The sequence below is a fragment of the Thermostichus sp. MS-CIW-40 genome (assembly GCF_054058315.1).
In genome coordinates this window covers 14,075-33,961 of sequence record NZ_JBSSAC010000030.1, presented here as the reverse complement: position 1 = coordinate 33,961, position 19,887 = coordinate 14,075, and the positions used below count along the sequence as shown (strand labels likewise).

General features: G+C 58.3%; 18 protein-coding genes, 1 tRNA gene, 1 pseudogene and 1 riboswitch. Of the genes and pseudogenes, 12 read left to right on the top strand and 8 right to left on the bottom strand.

Annotated elements, in window-relative coordinates:
- Positions 1 to 292 precede the first annotated feature (292 nt).
- The 3 genes from ACVWXF_RS10000 (at position 293) to ACVWXF_RS09990 (ending at position 4,205) form a co-directional block, all read left to right on the top strand.
- The gene (locus ACVWXF_RS10000) at positions 293 to 2,629 is read left to right on the top strand and encodes a tetratricopeptide repeat protein (RefSeq protein WP_457474300.1); all 2,337 of its coding nucleotides are present in this window, start codon (positions 293 to 295) and stop codon (positions 2,627 to 2,629) included.
- 493 nt (positions 2,630 to 3,122) lie between these two features.
- The gene (locus ACVWXF_RS09995) at positions 3,123 to 3,650 is read left to right on the top strand and encodes a hypothetical protein (protein ID WP_457474299.1); all 528 of its coding nucleotides are present in this window, start codon (positions 3,123 to 3,125) and stop codon (positions 3,648 to 3,650) included.
- 36 nt (positions 3,651 to 3,686) lie between these two features.
- Positions 3,687 to 4,205: a MogA/MoaB family molybdenum cofactor biosynthesis protein gene (locus ACVWXF_RS09990; protein WP_414391002.1), complete on the top strand. Its 519-nt coding sequence runs from the start codon at positions 3,687 to 3,689 to the stop codon at positions 4,203 to 4,205.
- 28 nt (positions 4,206 to 4,233) lie between these two features.
- Here the strand turns inward: ACVWXF_RS09990 and metK are convergent, their stop codons facing one another.
- The gene (gene metK / locus ACVWXF_RS09985) at positions 4,234 to 5,493 is read right to left on the bottom strand and encodes a methionine adenosyltransferase (RefSeq protein ID WP_414349600.1); all 1,260 of its coding nucleotides are present in this window, start codon (positions 5,491 to 5,493) and stop codon (positions 4,234 to 4,236) included.
- A 298-nt stretch (positions 5,494 to 5,791) separates the two neighbouring features.
- Positions 5,792 to 5,903, bottom strand: a riboswitch (SAM riboswitch).
- A 67-nt stretch (positions 5,904 to 5,970) separates the two neighbouring features.
- Positions 5,971 to 6,339 carry a hypothetical protein gene (locus ACVWXF_RS09980; protein WP_457474298.1) on the bottom strand — a complete coding sequence of 123 codons (369 nt, stop codon included), beginning with the start codon at positions 6,337 to 6,339 and terminating at the stop codon, positions 5,971 to 5,973.
- Positions 6,340 to 6,474: 135 nt separating this feature from the next.
- On the opposite strand from ACVWXF_RS09980, the gene cobO reads away from it, so the two are divergent.
- The gene (gene cobO / locus ACVWXF_RS09975) at positions 6,475 to 7,215 is read left to right on the top strand and encodes a cob(I)yrinic acid a,c-diamide adenosyltransferase (RefSeq protein WP_414423939.1); all 741 of its coding nucleotides are present in this window, start codon (positions 6,475 to 6,477) and stop codon (positions 7,213 to 7,215) included.
- A gap of 16 nt (positions 7,216 to 7,231) precedes the next feature.
- The gene (locus tag ACVWXF_RS09970; protein WP_457474297.1) at positions 7,232 to 8,644 is read left to right on the top strand and encodes a cobyrinate a,c-diamide synthase; all 1,413 of its coding nucleotides are present in this window, start codon (positions 7,232 to 7,234) and stop codon (positions 8,642 to 8,644) included.
- On the opposite strand, the gene ACVWXF_RS09965 is transcribed toward ACVWXF_RS09970, so the two are convergent.
- Positions 8,641 to 9,888: a URC4/urg3 family protein gene (locus ACVWXF_RS09965; protein WP_457474296.1), complete on the bottom strand. Its 1,248-nt coding sequence runs from the start codon at positions 9,886 to 9,888 to the stop codon at positions 8,641 to 8,643. The two genes, ACVWXF_RS09970 and ACVWXF_RS09965, sit on opposite strands and share 4 nt — an antisense overlap.
- Before the next feature lie 485 nt (positions 9,889 to 10,373).
- Between ACVWXF_RS09965 and ACVWXF_RS09960 the strand changes: the two genes are divergently transcribed.
- A complete protein-coding gene (locus ACVWXF_RS09960; protein ID WP_011434143.1) occupies positions 10,374 to 10,721 on the top strand; it encodes a DUF1815 family protein in 348 nt (115 codons plus the stop codon).
- Between the two features lie 313 nt (positions 10,722 to 11,034).
- Here the strand turns inward: ACVWXF_RS09960 and ACVWXF_RS09955 are convergent.
- Positions 11,035 to 11,107: transfer RNA gene (locus tag ACVWXF_RS09955), tRNA-Glu, on the bottom strand.
- A 282-nt stretch (positions 11,108 to 11,389) separates the two neighbouring features.
- Between ACVWXF_RS09955 and ACVWXF_RS09950 the strand changes: the two genes are divergently transcribed.
- The 5 genes from ACVWXF_RS09950 to ACVWXF_RS09930 all read left to right on the top strand — a co-directional run bounded on the left by ACVWXF_RS09950 (position 11,390) and on the right by ACVWXF_RS09930 (position 16,139).
- On the top strand, positions 11,390 to 12,583 hold the full coding sequence (locus tag ACVWXF_RS09950) for an RNA-guided endonuclease InsQ/TnpB family protein (protein ID WP_457474295.1): 1,194 nt from the start codon (positions 11,390 to 11,392) through the stop codon (positions 12,581 to 12,583).
- 204 nt (positions 12,584 to 12,787) lie between these two features.
- Entirely contained in the window at positions 12,788 to 13,390 is a 603-nt protein-coding gene (gene clpP / locus ACVWXF_RS09945; RefSeq protein ID WP_011434140.1) for an ATP-dependent Clp endopeptidase proteolytic subunit ClpP, read from the top strand.
- 509 nt (positions 13,391 to 13,899) lie between these two features.
- Entirely contained in the window at positions 13,900 to 15,324 is a 1,425-nt protein-coding gene (locus ACVWXF_RS09940) for a form I ribulose bisphosphate carboxylase large subunit (protein WP_011434138.1), read from the top strand.
- A gap of 66 nt (positions 15,325 to 15,390) precedes the next feature.
- The gene (rcbX, locus tag ACVWXF_RS09935; RefSeq protein ID WP_011434137.1) at positions 15,391 to 15,798 is read left to right on the top strand and encodes a RuBisCO chaperone RbcX; all 408 of its coding nucleotides are present in this window, start codon (positions 15,391 to 15,393) and stop codon (positions 15,796 to 15,798) included.
- A gap of 8 nt (positions 15,799 to 15,806) precedes the next feature.
- A complete protein-coding gene (locus ACVWXF_RS09930) occupies positions 15,807 to 16,139 on the top strand; it encodes a ribulose bisphosphate carboxylase small subunit (RefSeq protein ID WP_011434136.1) in 333 nt (110 codons plus the stop codon).
- Positions 16,140 to 16,304: 165 nt separating this feature from the next.
- Here the strand turns inward: ACVWXF_RS09930 and ACVWXF_RS09925 are convergent, their stop codons facing one another.
- From ACVWXF_RS09925 to ACVWXF_RS09915, 3 genes and pseudogenes are all read right to left on the bottom strand, one after another.
- Positions 16,305 to 17,063, bottom strand: coding sequence for a TIGR00297 family protein (locus ACVWXF_RS09925; RefSeq protein WP_457474294.1), 759 nt, complete (start codon positions 17,061 to 17,063; stop codon positions 16,305 to 16,307).
- Positions 17,064 to 17,157: 94 nt separating this feature from the next.
- Positions 17,158 to 17,710: pseudogene (locus tag ACVWXF_RS09920) on the bottom strand (IS5 family transposase); the annotation flags it as partial.
- 98 nt (positions 17,711 to 17,808) lie between these two features.
- Positions 17,809 to 18,597 (bottom strand): hypothetical protein, encoded by a 789-nt coding sequence (locus ACVWXF_RS09915; protein ID WP_457474293.1) that lies wholly within the window; start codon positions 18,595 to 18,597, stop codon positions 17,809 to 17,811.
- 21 nt (positions 18,598 to 18,618) lie between these two features.
- On the opposite strand from ACVWXF_RS09915, the gene ACVWXF_RS09910 reads away from it, so the two are divergent.
- Positions 18,619 to 19,125, top strand: coding sequence for a DUF4168 domain-containing protein (locus ACVWXF_RS09910; protein WP_457474292.1), 507 nt, complete (start codon positions 18,619 to 18,621; stop codon positions 19,123 to 19,125).
- On the opposite strand, the gene ACVWXF_RS09905 is transcribed toward ACVWXF_RS09910, so the two are convergent.
- Complete coding sequence (locus tag ACVWXF_RS09905) at positions 19,122 to 19,817, bottom strand: chorismate pyruvate-lyase family protein (protein ID WP_457474291.1); 696 nt, start codon at positions 19,815 to 19,817, stop codon at positions 19,122 to 19,124. The two genes, ACVWXF_RS09910 and ACVWXF_RS09905, sit on opposite strands and share 4 nt — an antisense overlap.
- Positions 19,818 to 19,887: the final 70 nt, after the last annotated feature.

The following is a 19,887-nucleotide window of genomic DNA, read 5'->3' as shown; positions in this document are numbered from 1 at the left end:
ACAACTCTTTGCCGCAAATCCAAAGAATGAGTCGGCATTCCTTTCTCTCCTTCCTCTTGAATACCTGTACCCTATTTTAAATTAAAAGGCTGTAAAGCAATACAGCAGAGCCTTTCCAAGAAATGGCTGGCCGGGATCCCTCTCAGGCAGGGGTAAGACTGATGACCTTGGGTGGCGCAGAGGGCCGGCGTCTCAAGCCGGCTGGAAACGGCTGTGGGCATTCCCTCTGTCTTCCAACACAGTCGAGTATCGAGTAGAGTGGGGGCGCCTGCTTTGATTTGGATTGGGTTTTATGAATCCAGCTACCCCTCCTGCTGCGCCCTCGTCCCGCCGCTTTCCCCTTCGTCCCGTAGCAATGGTGGCCCTCACTGCCGGCTTCTTGGCGGGGTTAGGAGCGGGGGGCTATGCCTTACTGCAGCGGCTACGGCTGCAGATGCACCGGGATCTGATCTTCTATCGGTACACCGTCTTTTCTGAGTTTGGCTATGGAGGCTCGCCAGCGTTCGATCCCGGCCAAAGTGATCGCTGGTTTCCTCTTACCTATCCGGTGTTGGCCCGCTGGGGGGGATCCGCCGACCCGAGCCGCCGCAGCTACGCCTTCTACACCTTGCAAAGCCATGGCCTGCCCTACAGCCGTTGGTGGTTGGAGGATCGGCTGCGGCAAAATTCGGCTCAGTTTTTCGCCCCAGCAGCTTTGTTCGGGGGCTATGACTACTCAAGCGGGCAGGAGATTGCGCCTCAATACGAGCTGTTTGGGCTGGATCGGCCAGAGTCGGTGCAGCGCCTCACCGAGCTGGCCTTGGCCGGGATCCAAGCCGATAGCCCCGAGTGGAGTTTTAATCTCAACTGGCTCAACAGCTTGCTGACCCAAGAAGAATTTCCCTTGCGAGATCAGGTCTACAGAGCGCTGCTCCCCGCCTTGGAAAGCAGCTCTCCGCAGCGGGCAAAGAAACTCTTGAACGCCTTGCCCTACGAGGAGGAAAGGATCCCCTCTTGGGCGCTGTCGCAGGTGCAGGCGGTGCGGCAGCGGGTTGCGGGGAATGTTTCTCCATACACTGATGTTTATGGGCGTGCCGGCCAAGTGTTGATCCTAGAACAGCCGACGGTGCAAACGGTGCGCCCTTTGTACGAAGATTTACCGCCCCCATCCCGACACTTTTTTCTGCTGCAGATAGCGGATCCAGAAACTCTCCCCCCTGCCGCTCAGGTGTTGCTGCGCAGCGTGGTGGGCGATGATGCTGACCCGCAGCGGTTTTTGGCGGCGGCTCTTCTCTACTTAAAAGGGGATCCCAGCGGGGAGCCGCTGCTGCAGAAGGCTCTCAACGAGGACTTTGCCTCTCTTCACGGCATCGACGACCACCTGGTTTTGCTGCAGTTGGCAGAAGCTTTTCCCAATTCCCGCTTTACGCAAGCTTGCCGGGAATACGCCCGCATTCGGGGGGGCAGCTATTTTGGCCATTCCCTCTACAACCCCGAGACCGGCGAACCGATCCCGCGGCCTTTCCCCCCGGCAGAGGAAGAGACCCTTTGGCGGACTTGGCTGACCGTCTACCCGAATCATCCCGGTGCCGACGATGCCCTCTTCTGGCTGACACGCACCTTGGAGTGGCAGGGCAAAAGGGAAGAAGCACTGGTCCTTTTGGCCAATTGGCTGGCGGATCCCTTCGGCGATGGAGACATGCGCTACGTCTTGCGCCGCCGCCTGCTTTTGCTCTTAGACAGCGGTGCAACCCCCAGCGAGTTGCAAGCTTTTCTCGACCGCCACGGCGAGCATCCTCTGGCCGCCGCCGTCCGCTATGCTCTGGCGGTTCGCTTCGCCCGCGAACACCGCTACGACCTAGCCCTGCAGCTGACGGAAAATCTGGCTTTGGATGCTGTGTTGGATCGCTACCCCTTGCTGGATGGCGGCTACTGGCTGGACGACTGGGATCCCGTGCCCGCCAGCCGCACCCCTCTGCAACCGAAAATCCAGGCCCAACGAGAACGCTGGCGCCAATTGAGCCGTTGGCAAGCCCAATCCACTCCCCAACAACGCTATCAACTGGCCGCCCCCTGGTCCGCTGCCGACGGTTGGCGCAATGGGTACCTGTGGCTGTTTAACCAAACCCGTGCCGGTGGCCTGAGTGGGGATGCTGATGGAAGCGCGCCGCCGCAACCAGCTTCCTCCAGTTCTCTATCGGACTATCAGCGGGCCAATCACCATGCTGTAGCAGCAGAGTTACTCGGCTCTGTGCTGGCGGATCCCACCGCCCCTGCCCATCTTCAGGAAGAAAGCCTGTACCGGCAGGTGCTGATCCTCTACCGCCAGTACACCACCTACCCTCCCGAGGAAACGGCAGCCATCTATCCGCTGCCGGGCTTCCCCCCAGGAGTGACAGAAGATACCAGCTTGTTCGACACGTCACTGCCGGACTACGTGGATCCTGGCAGCCTCAGCTACAGCTACTTTCTGGAAGCCAAAGCCCTGCAGGATGGCTATGCCCGCCAGGCGATCTACGCTGGCAATGAGCTGCTGAACCGCTTCCCCCAGAGCCGCTATGCTGGGGATGTGCTCATGGCTGATACATTCACGCTGAACTCTCCTGAACATGGTTCAGGAAAGAAGCGATCGCATCCTGCCTATCTCTGAGCAGGAAGGCGGTATCCCGCAAAGCCCTGAGGAATACCCCCCGAGCGCTTTCCCCCTTCACTTCCCGGCAACCGTTGCGGTGGACTCAAGGATCAGGGGGAAACTTGGTCTACTATATCCCTCTCAATGACTTTTGCCAAACCGCCTAAAGCTCAGTAAATTCAGCAAAGTTCAGGGTTTTGGGGGTTAGAGGCATGCCTGTACGGCCTGACGGGAGATGTCGCCTTCCTAGGACGGCTGCTGACGCAGTTTCCTGATAGCGAGCGCGCTCTGGAGGCAGCGCTTGAGCTGGGGCCCGTCAGCCACTGAGTCTTTAAGCGTACCGCAGCTTTGCAGCTTTATAGCCTCTTCACAGAGCCTTCATGAAAGGCAAATAGGGGTATTCTTGGACGAGAGCTGTCTTGCGAGATCCAGGGAGAAAGGCTTTATCTCCCCTTTGTCTCGGCGGATCTGGACTAGCTTGGGTTGAGTTTCCTTGGGCTGCCATGGGCTGATGGATCCTGCCACCTTTCTGGAGCACTATGGGTTTGAACTGGAAGGTCAACCCGGCCAGGTTTGGGTGGAGCGCTGGGATCAGTCGTTCCCGGCCCGTTGGATCCCGGTGGCTTTGCTGGAAGCCCTCTACCAGGGGCGGTACAAGGCCACCTCTGTGGAGCAGCTTCTCCGCCTTTGGCAGCGTCGCGGCTCTCCTCATCTTACCTTTCCCCCAGAAATCGGCCAGTTCCTTTGGCAGGAGCAGCAGGAGCTGATCCGCTCTTTGGCTTCGGCTGCCCTTGCCTGTTCTCCGTTGCCGCCGGTACCCCTCGCAGGATCCCTGTTTTCCCGAGAACCGGCCATATCTCTAAACTTGTTGTTGGAGCAGTTGCAGGAGCTTCCCCCCAAGCTGCGCCGCCTGCTTGCCCAGTCCCCTCCTCCCCAACTCGCCCGTGCTGGTGGGGCAGAGTCCTCAGGGATCCTAGAGCTCCAGCAGACGGTCGTTGACCCTCCAACTCCTGCCGAGCCCCCTCAGGGACAGTCTTGATGGGCTTGCCACTCTCTTTCCTCAGGGATCCTGGCCATGAACTTTCCCCTCGATTGCGACAGCGGTGCGGAGCACATTTTTGCCGCCTTGCCCTGTGGGGTGATCACCGTCAGCGACACGCGCACCCCTGAAACCGATCACAGCGGCCAGTTTATCTGCACAGCCCTCCAGGAGTCCGGCCACCGGGTGGAGAGATATTGCATTCTCCGAGATGAACCGCAGCTCATTCGAGAGCAGGTTCAGGATTGGGCCGGATCCCTGCCGGTGATCTTGTTGAATGGTGGCACAGGCATCGCCCCCCGCGACACCACTTACGACGCCATCGAGGCTCTCCTGGAAAAGACCTTGCCCGGCTTCGGGGAGATCTTCCGCCAGCTCAGCTATGCCCAGATTGGCAGTCGGGCCATCGCCTCTCGGGCCATCGCCGGGATCCACGGAAAGTGCTTGATCTTTTCCATGCCCGGCTCCCCGGCAGCCGTGCAACTGGCTATGCGCAGCCTGATCCTGCCGGAGCTACCCCACCTGGTTAAGCAACTGCACCAGGGCAAGCATTGAGGCAGCAGGCCGTCTTAGTGATCCCCTCTTAGGCCAAGAGGGCAGTCGCCTTGGCAAGAGCCTCCTCCCGCAGCAGAGCGGCTTTATCGGTGCGCTCCCAGGGCAGATCCAGGTGAGTTTGCCCGAAGTGACCATAGACCGCTACATTTTGGTAGAAGCGTCCCCCCCGTTGGCGGGGCAGCTCCCGCAGTTGGAACTGGGCCAAAATGGCTGCCGGCCTCAGATCGAAGTGGCGCTGCACCAGCCGCAACAGCTCTTCGTCGGGGATGCGCCCTGTGCCAAAGGTTTCCACCAAAATGTTGATGGGGCGGGCTACCCCAATGGCGTAGCTCACCTGCACTTCACATTTTTGCGCCAAGCCAGCTGCCACGATGTTCTTGGCCACGTAACGAGCCGCATAGGCAGCGCTGCGATCCACCTTGGTGGGATCCTTGCCGGAGAAGGCCCCGCCCCCATGGCGAGAATAGCCGCCGTAGGTATCGACGATGATCTTGCGTCCGGTCAGGCCCGCATCTCCCTGAGGGCCGCCGATGACAAACTTGCCGGTGGGATTGGTGAGGAAGCGGGTGTGGCTATCCGGCTTGATGGGCAGCTCGGCAAACACCGGCGTGACCACTGCCTCCCAGAGATCGGCGCGGATCCGCTCTTGCACCGCCGCCTCTTCCGTAATGGCGCCAATCGTGGGTGTGTGCTGGGTGGAGATGAGCAGGGTGTGAATGCCCACCGGGCGACCTTCCTCATAGGCCACAGTCACCTGCGTTTTGCCATCCGGGCGCAGATAGGGCAGGGTGCCGTTTTTGCGAACCGTGGCCAACTGGCGGCTGAGGCGGTGGGCCAAGCTAATGGGCAAGGGCATCAACTCGGGAGTTTCATCGCAGGCAAAGCCAAACATCAACCCCTGATCCCCGGCCCCGACCAAGTCGAATTGATCTTCCTGGGAGCCGCGACTTTCCAGGGCCACATTCACCCCTTGGGCAATATCGGGAGATTGCTCATCGAAAGCCACCAACACCGCGCAGCTTTCTGCACAAAACCCATTCTTGGCATCGGTATAGCCAATTTCGGCCACCTTGTCCCGCACCAGACGGGTGAAGTTGACCTGCGCTTGCGAGGTGATCTCCCCGGTCAACAAAACCAGGCCCGTATTGACCACCACCTCGGCGGCCACCCGACTGAGGGGATCCGCCGTCAAGAGGGCATCCACGATGGCATCGGAGATCTGATCGCAGATTTTGTCGGGGTGCCCCTCCGTCACCGACTCCGAGGAAAACAAAAACGACTTGGACAACGAACCTTCTCCTTAAAAGCTAGAACTGAGAACCTGAACAAAAAACAAGGCTCACCCGCTCGTTCATTATCCGTCGGAGAAAGAGCCAACCAGGGATCCCCAGGTGCTCCGCACCAGCCCCAACTCAGCCAGAGGAAAGGCCCAGCAACCAGCAAGCGTTCTGCACCGCTGACGCACCAGCACCGCCGCGAAGGCCTTGCCCCGCTGCCGCGACCAGAGCTATGGGAGCTGCTAAAGGATAAAGTTGCCAGAAAAGTCCCCCGCCAAAGAGGGCTATCCTCTAGAGAAAACTTTATTGCCTTTATCTTTCGGTTACTGACTAACCGCAGGAATTGGCACCGTAGCGGAGGCTTCCGCCGGGTTGCCGCAGCTTCATTGGGCCTGGTCCCTCAGTCTGCTCTGGATAAAGAACGGAACTTGTCCCTATAGTACCCCCAACCTCCGCCCATTTGTCAAAAAAATAAGCTGTGGGCGGCTTCAGCCAAACAGACCCTGCCACCAGTCTGTCCCCTGAGCGGCTTTGAGAAAGAATGCGCCGGCCAAGCCCAGGGGGGAGAGAACGCCGAGAAAGCCAACTGTCCCCAATCCCCAAGCCAAGCGGTGCAGATGCTTTTTGTCGGCAGGATTTGGCGTCGTTTCGGCTGAGATGGCCAACAGGGATCCCAAGGCTGCCAATAGGGATCCCCCCAGACCTGCAAAGTAGCTGGGCGCTAGCCACGGTTGCAACTCGGCGGCAGATACGACTTGGATGCGGGGCAAGACTTGAAAACACCCTATTGCCAGCACTGCCCAGGTGAAGCAGTACATTAGCAGGCTATCTCGGAAAGCAGCAGCCGGTTCTCTCATGATCCCAGCCAATGCAACCAGATGAGGGATTAGGATGGGGGTGGTCTGCTGTGGGGAACTTGGGTTTGCCCCGACGGTCGCGCCAGTGGTGCAGTTCCCCTCAGCCTGTGTGGCGAATCTCGATTCCTTTTGATTATGGCCCAACCCGCCCTGTCTGGCTTGCCTGCACCGGCTTCCGGATCCCAACCCCTCTCGACAACAGAACTTGAGGACGCTTGCGATAGCGGTGCGGAGTCTTCACCGGGCACAGAGGCTGACCCAAACTGGCGGCACCGCCAAAGAATGCAAAAACGCCAGCAGATCCAGCGGCAGCGTCTGTCGGGCATGCGAGATGACAAGGGCTTGATCATCGTACACACCGGGCAGGGCAAGGGAAAGACCACGGCTGCCTTTGGCATGATCTTCCGCGCCCTCGGCCAGGGATTGTCGGTGGGGGTGGTGCAATTTATCAAGGGGGCCTGGGATCCAGGAGAAGCCAAGCTATTGCGGAAATTGGCCGAGCATCCAGAGCTGGGCCTGGGGAAAATAGCTTTTTACGCCATGGGAGAGGGCTTTACCTGGGAAACCCAGGATCGGGAGCGGGACATCGCCCATGCACAGGCGGCCTGGGAAAAGGGGCGGGAGCTGTTCACCAGCGGGGAGTTTCAGTTGGTGCTTCTGGATGAGATCAATGTCGCCCTCAAGTTGGGATATCTCTCGCCGGACAGGGTGTTGGCCGGGCTAGCGGAGAAACCGGAGCGGGTTCACCTGATCTTGACGGGGCGGGGCGCGCCGGCAGCGTTGATCGACCGAGCCGATCTGGTGACGGAGATGACTTTGGTCAAGCATCCCTTCCGTGACCAGGGGATCAAGGCGCAAATCGGCATCGAGTTCTAACCCTTGGGCAGGAAAGATGGCCATTCTGCTGGCGGCGGCAGCAAGCGGCAGCGGCAAAACCACCATCACTCTGGCTCTGTTGTCCGCTCTGAGGCGACGGGGCCTGCGCATCCAACCTTTCAAGGTGGGGCCGGATTACATTGATCCTCTGTTTCACACGGCGGTGAGCGGGATCCCCTGTCGCACTTTGGATCCCTTCTTGACCGACGAGGACTTTGTGCAGCGCTGCTTTCGCCACCATTGCCAGGGCAAGGATGGAGCCATTGTGGAGGGGGTAATGGGCCTCTTCGATGGACGAGCGCCGGGATCCCTGCCCCTCCCCGAGGGCGGAACGGAGCCTTTTTTTGCCAGCAGCGCCCATGTGGCCCGCCTGCTCGGGATCCCTGTGGTGCTGGTGATCGATGGCAGCGGCATGGGAACGACGGTGGCCGCTTTGCTCTACGGCTTGAGCCGCTGGGATCCCCGCCTCTCCATTGCTGGGGTGATTTTCAACCAGGTGGCCTCGGAGCGGCATGGACAAATCTTGCAGCAGGCAGCGGCTGCAGCGGGGATCCCGGTCTTGGGCCAGTTTCCCCGGCGGGAGGATTTGCGGTTGCCCAGCCGACACCTGGGGTTGGTGCCTGTCTCAGAACTGGATCACTTCCCCCACTGGCAAGCTGCCTGGGCCGAGCTGGCCGAGCAACACGTCAATTGGGATAGCCTATTGCCCCTCATTCGGAGGCTTCCTCCAGCGGTAGGAGAGCTGTGGCCAGGGATCCCCCCTCTCACCGAAAGGACTCCGCCCCGCCGCTGCGAACAGGTACGGGTGGCGGTGGCCCAAGACCACGCCTTTAACTTCTACTACGCCGACAACTTGGATCTGTTGCGGGCCTGTGGAGCCGAGCTGCTGGAGTATTCCCCCCTCCAGGTGGGACTATGGCCGCCGGATCCCTGCGATGGCGTGCTGCTGGGGGGAGGGTTCCCGGAATTGTTTGCAGCACCTCTATCTGAGAGCATTAACCAACGCCCGCTCCCGCCCGCCCACCCACCCCTCTACGCCGAGTGCGGCGGACTGATGGTGCTGGGCCAATCCCTCACCGATTTTCAGGGAAAGACCTACCCGATGGCCGGGCTATTACCCATCCAGGTAGACATGGCCGACCGGCTGTGTTTGGGCTACCGCGAAGCTGCGGTTTTGCGCCCAACCCTGCTGGCCCCAGCCGGGGATCGCCTGCGCGGGCATGAATTTCACCGCTCCCGCAGCACCCCCATCTCCCCCAGCCCAATCTACAGCTGGGGATCCCCCGCCCAGCCTCAACAGGAAGGATGGGCCACCGAGCGTCTTCACGCTTCGTACCTGCATCTGCACTGGGGATCCCGTCCCGACCTGGCCATGCGGCTGCTGCGAAGTTTCATAAGGATTACTCGGGGCCTGCCCATCCCCTCTTAGAACACCGTGCCATCGCTGAGCAGTTGGATGGGAGGAGAAGCATCTGGCCTAAGCTGGGCAGCGATTTGCCGCCCTGCCGTCCAGGTTCCCCCTTGCAGTATTTTCACCAGGGGCAACTCCTGGGCAGAGCAGCCAAGCCTTTCCCGGATTAAGGAGGCAACTTGATCCAGCAAAATCACCGTCAGGGCTCGCCACTCCACAATCACCGTCGAATCTGGGGGATGCGGTTGCTGCCCAATCTCCGGCTGCTTGAGCTGGATCACCCCCAAATCCACAAACAGCCCCCCGTTGCGATACTCCGCCAAACCCGTCAGCTCATCCAAACCCCCGATTGGGATCCCCTCCTGCTGCAACGGCTCCAGCAGGGAATAGGTCATCCATTGGGACAACTTGTGAAAAGGCACCCAATGGCTCCCCGGCTCCGTTTGGGGCAGGTGGGGATAGGGCCAGACATCCCCCAGAGGGATCCCGGCCAGCGAGACTCGCCCAGGCCAAATGGGGCCAACCCCCCTCTGAACCGCCTGTAAGACCTGTGCTGCCTCGATCCCACCGCTGGGATCCTCGGGTTGGATTGCTTCCCACAACCGGCCAGGACGGGGAAGATTGTGACCGGATCCAAAGTAATGAGGTTGAGCCCGCAAAGTTTGTGCCAACCTTTGCAGCAGTTGCCAGCGCCCCTCCAGTCCCAGTAAAGGATTTTCCGGCCCCACCTGGAAAGCTGCTGCCAAATCCGCCAAGGTGATCCGCTCCAGGCCCGCCGCATCCACCTGCAGAGGCTGCTGGGGATCGCTGGAAAACCCACCTTGCCAGAACCAGTCGAAACTGGCCAAGGCCAAACCTTCGGAACGACCCACCACCGTCTGACTTTCTGGATCCCGGTACTTCCAGGCAGAGCCTGCCCCTGCGTCCAGCAACACGCTGACGATGGCCAGATCCCACTTGCATCGCAGCCGCTCCAGCGGATCCATGTCTTTAAGTCGATTTTCCAGACGGGTTAGGCGCTCCCCGGATCCCACTTGAAAATGTTGCCAGCGGCTGTGGAAGGGAATTTCCCCGGTGGGATAGTGGGCCCGCATTGTGGTGATCACATAGTCGGCTACGGATCCCAGCCGGTTCAGGTCGAGGCGAAAATGCTCTGATTCACCGGCCAAAACCCTTTCCAACAGCAACCGACAGCGATCCCGAATGGCTTGGGGACTCTGCAAATAAGCCACTCGTTTTTCCAGATCAACAGGTGTCAGCATCAAGCTGTTCCTTCTCAATTGTCCATGCCGAGAATTTTCTCAGCATAATCGGGCGGGAACCCACCTTGATCTGCATTCGTCTGCAAGCCTTGGCCCACTTGACACTCCCGCCGGTCTCTTGTCAAAAGACCGCGTCTTACTTCGCGATCGGTGAGACCCTTGCAAGAGAAAGCTTTGAAGCAACTGTCCTGCTGACACGAGCAGCCCTGAGCCATTTTGAGAAAAGACTGGGCCAAGCACTGGGTGAGGATCCCGATAGATAAGAGCATTGACTCGAGGTAAATTTTGATGTCCCTGTTAAGAGAAGTGTTGAATACTACATTTCCCTGAAGTAGACTTCGCCCACTCTGTGGCCTTAATCACTTCCTTGAGGGGTTGTCGATTGTTATGATAGATGTAATCCTAGCCCTAAGCATAAATTACTAGTTAGGTCATTTGCAGCTAGGCTAAGCCCCAAAAGTGCCAATCCGTTAGGGAGGAGTGTGATGTTCACACGGTTGGCGGAACAATACCGCAGCTATGTTCAAGATCTGGTGATGAGTTTGCAGGCTCTGGCCATCGTTTTGGAGAAGCGGGGCTACCCAGCCTCTTGCTACACCTGTGGTACGTCTTTCGAGAGTGCCTCGTTTATGGTCAGTTTACGAGAGGGGCACCTAATCCGCTTTTTGGTTTCCGAATGCTCCATTAGCTGGACAGAAATGCGGGATGACCGGGAGCTTATGAAATTGGAAGGGGCAGAGGCGATTCGCCAACTGCAGGAGCTGGCAGAGCTTATCAAAGATGAGCTGTTGGTCGCCGCCACGCCGGCTGAAGCTCTGGTGGCCAGCACCTGATCCTGGCAGGCCCTAGGTCTGCTCAAACCCAAGCCGTAGCCGATTGGACAACTAAGCCTAACCTTCTAGGCCGCTGCTTTGGAGATTTTTCCCCTGTTGAGGAGTAAGGGTGGAATAGGGATCCCCCTCGACAGAGTGGCAGTTGGCTGGCTGCCCATGCCGCTTGTATGGGGATCCCAGATGACCCGCTCTCCCAGCTTGTATCTGGAGTGGTTTGTGGCGGCAAAGCCTCTCTGAGTAAAGTCTGAGTAAGGTGTCACCGCTGCCAGGGATCCCGTGTCGACGGGCTCAGTCTCTCATGGCTCTTACGCAATACCCCCAAGGGGATTCGAACCCCTGTCGCATCCGTGAAAGGGATGTGTCCTAGGCCTCTAGACGATGGGGGCGCTCTCCGACAAGGCGATCCTAATCCTAAAGAAGGATAAGTAAGCTTGTCAACCTTTTAATCTGCATCCCCAGACCCACGCCCTGCCAAGTTCAGAATCAAGATCCCCAGCAAAGCCAGGCTCAGCAGGCTGGCAATCACAATCGGTTCATCTGGGATCACGTCCATCTTGGCTTCACCTCACCACATCACAAAGAGCCACACCTCAGCTAGAAATCGCAGGAGCCCCGCACTGTACCCGTAGGGTCAGTGCCGGGAGGAATGCGGAAGTCACAATAGAACCATGACCCAAGTCCTGACCGTATCCTGCAAGCTCAAGGTGTCCCAGTCGCAAGCCGCCAAATTGGACGCGACCTTGGCTGCTTTCGGCCAAGCCTTGAACTGGGTCAACCAGAACACGCCGGAGAAAGTCGCCAACGCCGTTAAGCTCCAGTCTCTGTGCTACCGCGAAATCCGTGCCCGGTTCGGCTTATCCAGTAACTTGGCTCAGCAGGTCTGCAGACAGCTGGCCGGCGCCCGTAAAGTTGCCCAACAGAAAAACCGCCCCGTCAAAGCGTTCAAAGGGGGCTTCGCTACCTACGACGCTCGTATCTTTTCGTTCCGCGAGAAAGACTGGACGGTGTCGCTGACCACGGTGGAGGGTCGGGAGCGCTTTGAGCTAGCGATTGGCCGCTACCAGAGAGAACGGCTGGCGGGCTCCAATCCCAAATCTGCCACTCTGGTCAAGCGTAAAGACGGCTCCTACTCCATTCAGATCTGTGTAGAAGCGGAGCCATCCCCACCGCAACGCACGGGCAGAGTGCTGGGGGTGGACTTGGGGAGGACGGATATTGCCCATACGTCAGAGGGGGACAATTGGAATGGACAGCAGTTGAACCGAATCCGAGACCACTACTCCAAGCTGAGGGCGGCACTCCAACGCAAAGCCAGTAAGGGCACCCGCAGTTCGCGGCGCAGATGCAGAGAACTGCTGCAACGGCTGTCTGGCAAGGAGAGACGTTTTCAGGCGTGGGTCAATCATCGCATCTCCAAAGCTATTGTCTCTAGGGCAAAAGCTACCAACAGTGCTATCGCTCTGGAAGACCTGACAGGGATCCGGGAAAGGGTTAATCAACAGCCGCGCAGCAAAGCCGAGCGACGAAGGGCCAACAGTTGGGCGTTCTACCAACTACGCCAGTTTCTGGAATACAAGGCGAGGGTTGCAGGGGTTTCTCTGATTCTTGTTCCGCCTGCCTACACGTCGCAGACCTGCCACCGGTGTTTGCACATCCATCCCGACCCTGCGCAATCCTATCGCAGTGGTAAGTCGTTCAAGTGTGGGCACTGTGGATGGGAAGGAGATGCGGACTTGAATGGTGCAAACGTAATTGCGCTCTTGGGGGCTGCCGTAAACCAGCCTAGAGGTTCGGGCCTGTTTTGTTCTCTGGTAGAGCAGAGCAGGCTCAGGGCTACTGAAAGCCCGCTCCGTACCGCTTAGCGGTCGGAGCCGGGTAGTTTACACCCGTTCCACATCCCAGAAGAAGAGGGATCCCGCCATAACCACCCCGTCTCTTTGCTGTTCTAGCCGGCTCACACCCCATCGAGCCCCGTACGGAGGCGGGCCGGTGAGCCGTCCTAAGCAAAGCATCCATCCAGTGGCTTAGACTACACTAGTAAGGACTGACCCATCGCTTGGACTGGCATGATTCCCACCGTTATTGAGCAATCTGCGCGAGGCGAGCGCGCCTTTGACATCTACTCGCGTCTCTTGCGGGATCGGATCATTTTCTTGGGCACCCAGGTGGACGACGACATTGCCAACCTGATTGTGGCCCAGATGCTCTACTTGGAATCGGAAGACCCCGAAAAAGACATCTACCTCTACATCAACTCCCCCGGTGGCTCTGTCTATGCCGGCATGGCCATTTACGACACCATGCAGCACATTCAGCCGGATGTCTCCACCATCTGCATTGGTTTGGCTGCCAGCATGGGAGCCTTTCTGCTGGCAGGGGGCACCAAAGGCAAGCGCATTGCCCTTCCCCACGCCCGCATCATGATCCACCAACCCCTTGGTGGAGCTCAGGGGCCAGCTACCGATATTGAAATTCAGGCCAAAGAGATCCTCTTCATCAAAAACAGCCTCAATAGCTTGCTGGCCTACCACACCGGTCAACCTCTAGAGCGCATCGAACGAGATACCGACCGCGACAACTTCATGACCCCAGAACAAGCCAAAGAGTACGGCCTCATCGACCAAGTGATCAGCAAGAGACCCCAGCCAACCCTGGCAGCCGTTTCTTGACCGTCCAGGCCCTGCGGGTGGGTTTGCTCTGCTCCCTCAAAGAAGGGAGCTTTTGGTTTTGGCCAGGGATTCCACCCAAAAGATATTAAGAAAGCCAAAGAAATCTGTATTCTCAGCGGGAAGCAGGGGGCCTCACTTTAATTAAACTAATCAAACTCATAAAGAAAGTAATGATCAGCCCATTATTGCGGATGGTAGCTTAGGATTAAACCTATATAGAGTTGTGTTTGCCGAGATTCTAGCTTAGGCACTGTATAAAAATCTTTCTACTGGATTTGCAAGTCCAGGGAGTCCAAGCTAGCAATTGAAGGCACTCGAAAAGAAGGGTTTGGGGCTTCCATCCCCTGGGATGAAGAGTGTCTTAAGGCCCAACTTTGGCCTCGCGGTTGTGGGGCGAGTTCGTTCACGAAAACTCGGTGGTCTTGAGTTTTGGCCCTGGGTTTTTTCCTCTTGGTTGCATCCGTGAATGGCATTTTCTGGTTCTGTGATTCGTTCAGAGGGAGATCAACGTGGCCTATTCAGCAACCCAATCCAAAAGCGGCTATCAAGCCGGTGTGAAGGATTACCGACTCACCTATTACACTCCCGACTACACGCCTAAGGATACCGACGTCTTGGCCTGTTTCCGGGTTACTCCTCAGCCGGGTGTTCCTCCCGAAGAGGCCGGGGCGGCTGTGGCGGCTGAGTCTTCGACGGGCACCTGGACAACGGTATGGACCGATTTGCTTACCGACTTGGATCGGTACAAAGGCCGCTGCTATGACATCGAGCCGGTTCCCGGCGAAGACAACCAGTACTTCTGCTTCGTCGCCTATCCGCTGGATCTGTTCGAGGAAGGCTCGGTGACCAACATGCTCACCTCGATTGTGGGCAACGTTTTTGGCTTTAAGGCCCTAAAGGCGCTGCGGCTGGAAGATGTGCGGATCCCGGTGGCCTACCTGAAAACCTTCCAGGGCCCTCCCCATGGCATTCAGGTGGAGCGGGACAAATTGAATAAGTATGGCCGTCCGCTGCTGGGCTGCACCATCAAGCCCAAGTTGGGCCTTTCTGCCAAAAACTACGGGCGGGCCGTGTATGAAGCTCTGCGGGGCGGCTTGGACTTCACCAAAGATGACGAAAACATCAACTCCCAGCCCTTCCAGCGCTGGCGAGATCGCTACTTGTTCGTGATGGAGGCTGTCCACAAGGCCCAAGCGGAAACCGGCGAGATCAAGGGCCACTATTTGAACGTGACGGCGCCCACCTGCGAAGAGATGTTCAAGCGGGCCGAGTTTGCCAAGGAGTTGGGCGCCCCTATCATCATGCACGACTACTTGACAGCTGGCTTCACTGCCAACACCAGCTTGGCCAAGTGGTGCCGGGATAACGGCATTCTGCTGCACATTCACCGGGCCATGCACGCGGTGATCGACCGGCAGAAAAACCATGGCATCCACTTCCGGGTGTTGGCCAAGTGTTTGCGCATGTCCGGTGGCGACCACCTGCACTCTGGGACGGTGGTGGGCAAGTTGGAAGGCGACCGCGCCATCACGATGGGCTTTGTGGATCTCATGCGGGAAAACTACGTAGAGGCCGATCGCTCCCGCGGCATTTTCTTCACCCAAGATTGGGCTTCCATGCCAGGGGTGATGCCAGTGGCTTCCGGTGGGATCCACGTTTGGCACATGCCGGCGCTGGTGGAAATCTTCGGCGACGACTCGGTGCTGCAGTTCGGCGGCGGAACCTTGGGACACCCCTGGGGCAACGCGCCGGGCGCAACCGCCAACCGGGTGGCCTTGGAGGCTTGTATCCAAGCTCGTAACGAAGGTCGAGACCTGGCCCGTGAAGGCAACGACATCATCCGGGAAGCGGCCAAGTGGTCGCCGGAGCTGGCGGCTGCCTGCGAGCTGTGGAAGGAAATCAAGTTCGAGTTCAAGGCCGTTGACACCCTCTAGAGATCTGCTGGGGGCAAGGGATCCCTACGGTTCTCTTGCCCTGCTGGCCCCCTCCCTGGATCGGCAATGGATCTGAAACAGATCGCCAAAGACACCGCCAAGACCTTGATCAGCTACCTGACTTATCAGGCGATGCGCACGGTGCTGGCCCAACTGAGCGAAACAGATCCCCCCAGGGCCCTTTGGCTACAGCAGTTCTCCGCTCGGCAAAACCTTCAGGATGGAGAAGCCTACCTGCGGGCTTTGCTGGCTGAGCGTCCTGAGTTGGCCTATCGCATCATGACCGTTCGTGAACACATTGCTGCGGAGGTGGTCGATTACCTGCCGGAAATGGCCAAAGCCGGCATCCAGCAAGCCAACATGGAGCACCGCCGCAATCATCTAGAACGGATCACCTCGGCGACGGGATCCCTACCCGTTACCCACCCGGAAGCGGGATCCCCCCCACAAAACCCTAGGCTCGAAACGGAGTGACACCGATCATGCAAACCTTACCAAAAGAGCGCCGCTACGAAACCCTCTCCTATCTGCCGCCGCTGACGGATCTGCAGATCATCAAGCAGGTGCAGTACATCTTGGATCAGGGCTACATCCCGGCCATAGAGTTCAACGAATCGTCTGAACCAACGGTTCGCTATTGGACGCTGTGGAAGCTGCCCCTGTTCAGCGCCACTTCTCCCCAGGAGGTGCTCAGCGAAGTGCAGGCTTGCCGCAGCGCCTACCCCAACTGTTTCATTCGCGTGGTGGGGTTCGACAACATTAAGCAATGCCAAGTGCTCAGCTTCCTGGTCTATAAGCCCAGCGGCCTGCGCTAGGAGAGCGTCTTGCCAGTTCCCGGTCAAGTTCTGGCCAGCAACAGGGGAGAGCTTCTCCCCTTTTTGTCTTTATATTCGCTTCAGTTTAGGGTGAGACGCCTGGGCTACTGAGAAAAGCCTTCCAGCCCCGTGTATTGTTGCTCCGCAACGCTAACGCCGTTGTTTCTAGGATCCGATGCCCATAAGGGATCCCAGCCCTACCGCCAGAAGAGCGGCCAGGGTTGTTTGAATACTGTTTACAACTTCGTTGGTCATCCAGGCCAAACGGGGTTGTAACACCACTCCCATCCAGCTTTCCGCCAGGGTGGCCAGGATCCCAGCCAGCCAGCAGATGCCCAACCAAAATGGGCTTTCCCCCACCCACTCCCCGCCAATCCCCCAGGCCAACCCGGCCATCCCTGCCGCTGCCGCCACCCCCGCCAGGGATCCCTCTAGGCTCACGGCTCCTTCTGTGCCCGCCGGCACGGACTGGAAGGTGGTGATCAAAAAGGTCTTGCGGCCATAGGCTTTCCCCACCTCGCTGCTGACGGTATCGGCCAATTTCGCTGCAAAGCTGGCGCTGTATCCCAACCACCACAGGGGATGCGGGAAGAAAGCGTATCCTAGCGCACATACTGCCCCGGTTAAAGCGGATCCCCAGACGTTCTCCGGCCCTCGCTCCCCCTCTCGCTTTTCGGCGATCCCCTGCGCCTGCTTGCGCCGGATCCCCAGTTTGGTTACGGCTGTTCCCACTAAAAAATAGGCAGCTACCACCGCGTAGCCCCGCCCCCCCAGCCCCCCCCACACCAGCAGGCCCAGCAGGCCCGCGTGGATGACCCCTGCTCGCGTCAAAGCCTTCTGAGGGCTCAGCAGACCCAGCACCACCAGAGCCAGGTTGAGCCAGAGTGCCACCCCCCACTGACTCAGAAGCCACGCTTGCCACATATACCCTTAAACTTTAGCCACAGCAATTTGGCCAGGTAATTCTCAGCACAAGCACCAATATAGCAATCCGTGTTAAATCGCAAAAAAATCTTTTATCGACTAAATGCCTCTCCCTGTAAACGTGCCGGTCAAATCTCCCACCACCCTCCTATTCCTCTTAGAAGGAATCAGCACCCGGCCTTCCCTTGTCTATCCTCTCCCTGAATTCCTGAGAATCTTATCCCCTATCACCTTCGTATGCTCTGCTTGCCAACTCTCTGGTAATGCCTCTGCTTGGGTAATATCCTGCTTTGCCCTGCTGTGATTCTAAACACTAACGGCTTCCCCAAACCATCCACACTCACATGGATCTGAGTGCTGTATCCACCTCGACTCCTCCCCAAAGCTTGCTCCCCTTTTTTGCGGCTGCCCAGGGGTGAGCACGAACGACAGTTGAGTCAAGGATAAGATGCTCTAAGTCAGGGTCTTTCCCAAACTCCCAAGCAACTCCAGCGATGGAATCTCTGGTGTATCATTTTCCATATCTTTTTGGGAGGTAGCGCCACGGGGATCCAGAGCGAGCTATTACAGCAGGCCTTGGATAAACTGTTTGCATCCTGCCTCTTTGCCGATGTGGATCTGGATTCTGTTTTCAGGAAAGCTATAATTTTTTGCTATTTTATTTGCTGTGATCTGCAGCAAGATAACTCATCAGACCTTACCCAAAAACTGTCCTTATCATAACTAAATGCAAAAAACCTAACGACTACACCTTCTGCCGTTCAACTGGGATCTTCAGCCAACGGCTTAGTTCCGAGGCCAACCACTCCAGCTCTGGCTCCTGCAAAGGGATCCCCGCTCCCAACTCGTATTTGCGGTTGCCCGCCCAGATGTTCAACTGTGGGCTTTGGCGTGGGATCAGCTCTAGCCGGTCAATATCCCATCGCCGACTGGGGGGAACATTGCCAAACCTCAGGCCAAACACCTCGTGAGCCAGGCGAATGTATTTTGTGTCGATCCGTAGGTGGACTTTGCCGAATAGACCGTAGAGGATCACGCCCACCATCCCCAACCCCACCGTCCAGAAGGGCAGGGTGAATAGGCCAAACATCAGATTGGCCGGAAAAGGCGCATGCCCAACCGATATGATCGTGAAAAAGGTGATGAAGGAGTTCCAAGCGATGGCGAAAGGCAGCAACACCAAAACACCGATTTGCCGGGCCGGGATCACCACCTGAAAGGTCTGTTCGGACTTGTGCAGTTGAATCCGGCTGCCTGCTGGCTGTCGAGTAGGGACTGCTGCTGCGTCTGAGGGAATCAAGGCGGGACGACGATCCAAATGCTCCAGCGCCTCCAGGGCCTGCCGGGCGGAAGCAGGACGATCTGCCGCCAAAGGTTCCGTCATCCACCGCAGCCAGTCGCGAAAGGGCGGGCTCAGTTGCACCGCTTGCTCGAACACAATCCGGGCTCCCTCCTGGGGCAGATCCGCCGGGTGTTGGCCGGTGAGCAGGTGGATTAGGGTGGCACCTAAGCTGTAGAGATCGGAAGCGGGCACGGTTCTGCCGCCAAATTGCTCTTGAGTGCTGGACTGATAGGGGCTGCTCTATGTTTGGCGGGCTTGGCCCTTTGGAATGCCCTCAACCCGGCCCAAGACTTGGACGCAGCCGGCAGAGTGGCCCTCCAGGCTCCTGCCAACCCGGATCCCTCTCCCTCGCCCAGGCCAGACTCCGGATGGGATGGGGATCTGCCCGCAACCTCTTCAGAGACGATGACCTCGGCCCCGGCTAGTCTTTCTGAAGTCACCTCTCCACCTTCTTCTGAGCAGATTGACCGCTTTGCCCGCACCCTCCTGGCGGTGCAACCTCTTCTGGAGAGCACCCAAAATCGCCTCCAACAGGCCAACAGCAGCGAGGAACGTCGGCAAATCGAACAACAGTTTGAGGCTGCTGCTGCCGAGATCATCGTCGCCCATCAACTGACCTCAGAGGACTATCAGCGCATCTCCGCCAGCGCCCAATTGGATCCGCAGGTGGCAGCCGCCATCACCGCAGCCGTGCGCCGTTGGAGGTCTCCGTCGCGCTAGCGGGACAGGGCCCTTGCGGCCAGCCGTGGAGAAAACACCTCGTAGATGACGGTCAAAGGCTGGCCCCTGTGCAACAAAAGATAATGCCTAGCCCAGAAGGGACCGGGACACTGCAGCAGCCGGGCAACCGGGTCTGCCTCGCCGTGGTAAAGGCCGCGCAGCTCGCGAAAGGTCTCCAGTTTTTCTTGGATCAGATTTTGGCCAATGGGCCGATCGGGATGGGGCAAGTATTGAACCAGATGTTCGGAGTTCCACCAAGAGGTGGCATAGAGCAAGGGCTGTTGAGAGGTTACTCCGCACAGCCAAACCCGCCGCCGCATCAAAGGGGATCCCAGCCGCCCCAAATCTCTGGCCAGCTGTTGCATGGACTTGGGGGCAGTGCCCTGCTCTGCCTGTAAATCAACCCGGCCCGTGTCCAGCAGATGAGCCTGAATCGGCTCTTGGATCAAGGCAGCAAGATTACGGGTGGTAAAGCCATCCCCCAAAAGCAGCAAGCGCAGCACGGGATCCACCTGCACCAGCTCAGGCTGTACCGGGTCTGGCTCCCCCTGCCAATGCAGCTGTAGAGGCCACCAATCGCCTTGGCCAGAGGAGACATTGCCCAAAGAGCCATCTGCAGAACAGAGAGTAGCGCTCCAAGGGGATCCGGCAGCGTCGGCATGGCAGGTGAGGGGAGAAGGGGAAAGTTCCAAGGCGGCGGTTCAGTTGTTAAGTTCTGTATCGCCCTTAGTCTAACCCACCCACCGTCTCTGCTCCGAGGAC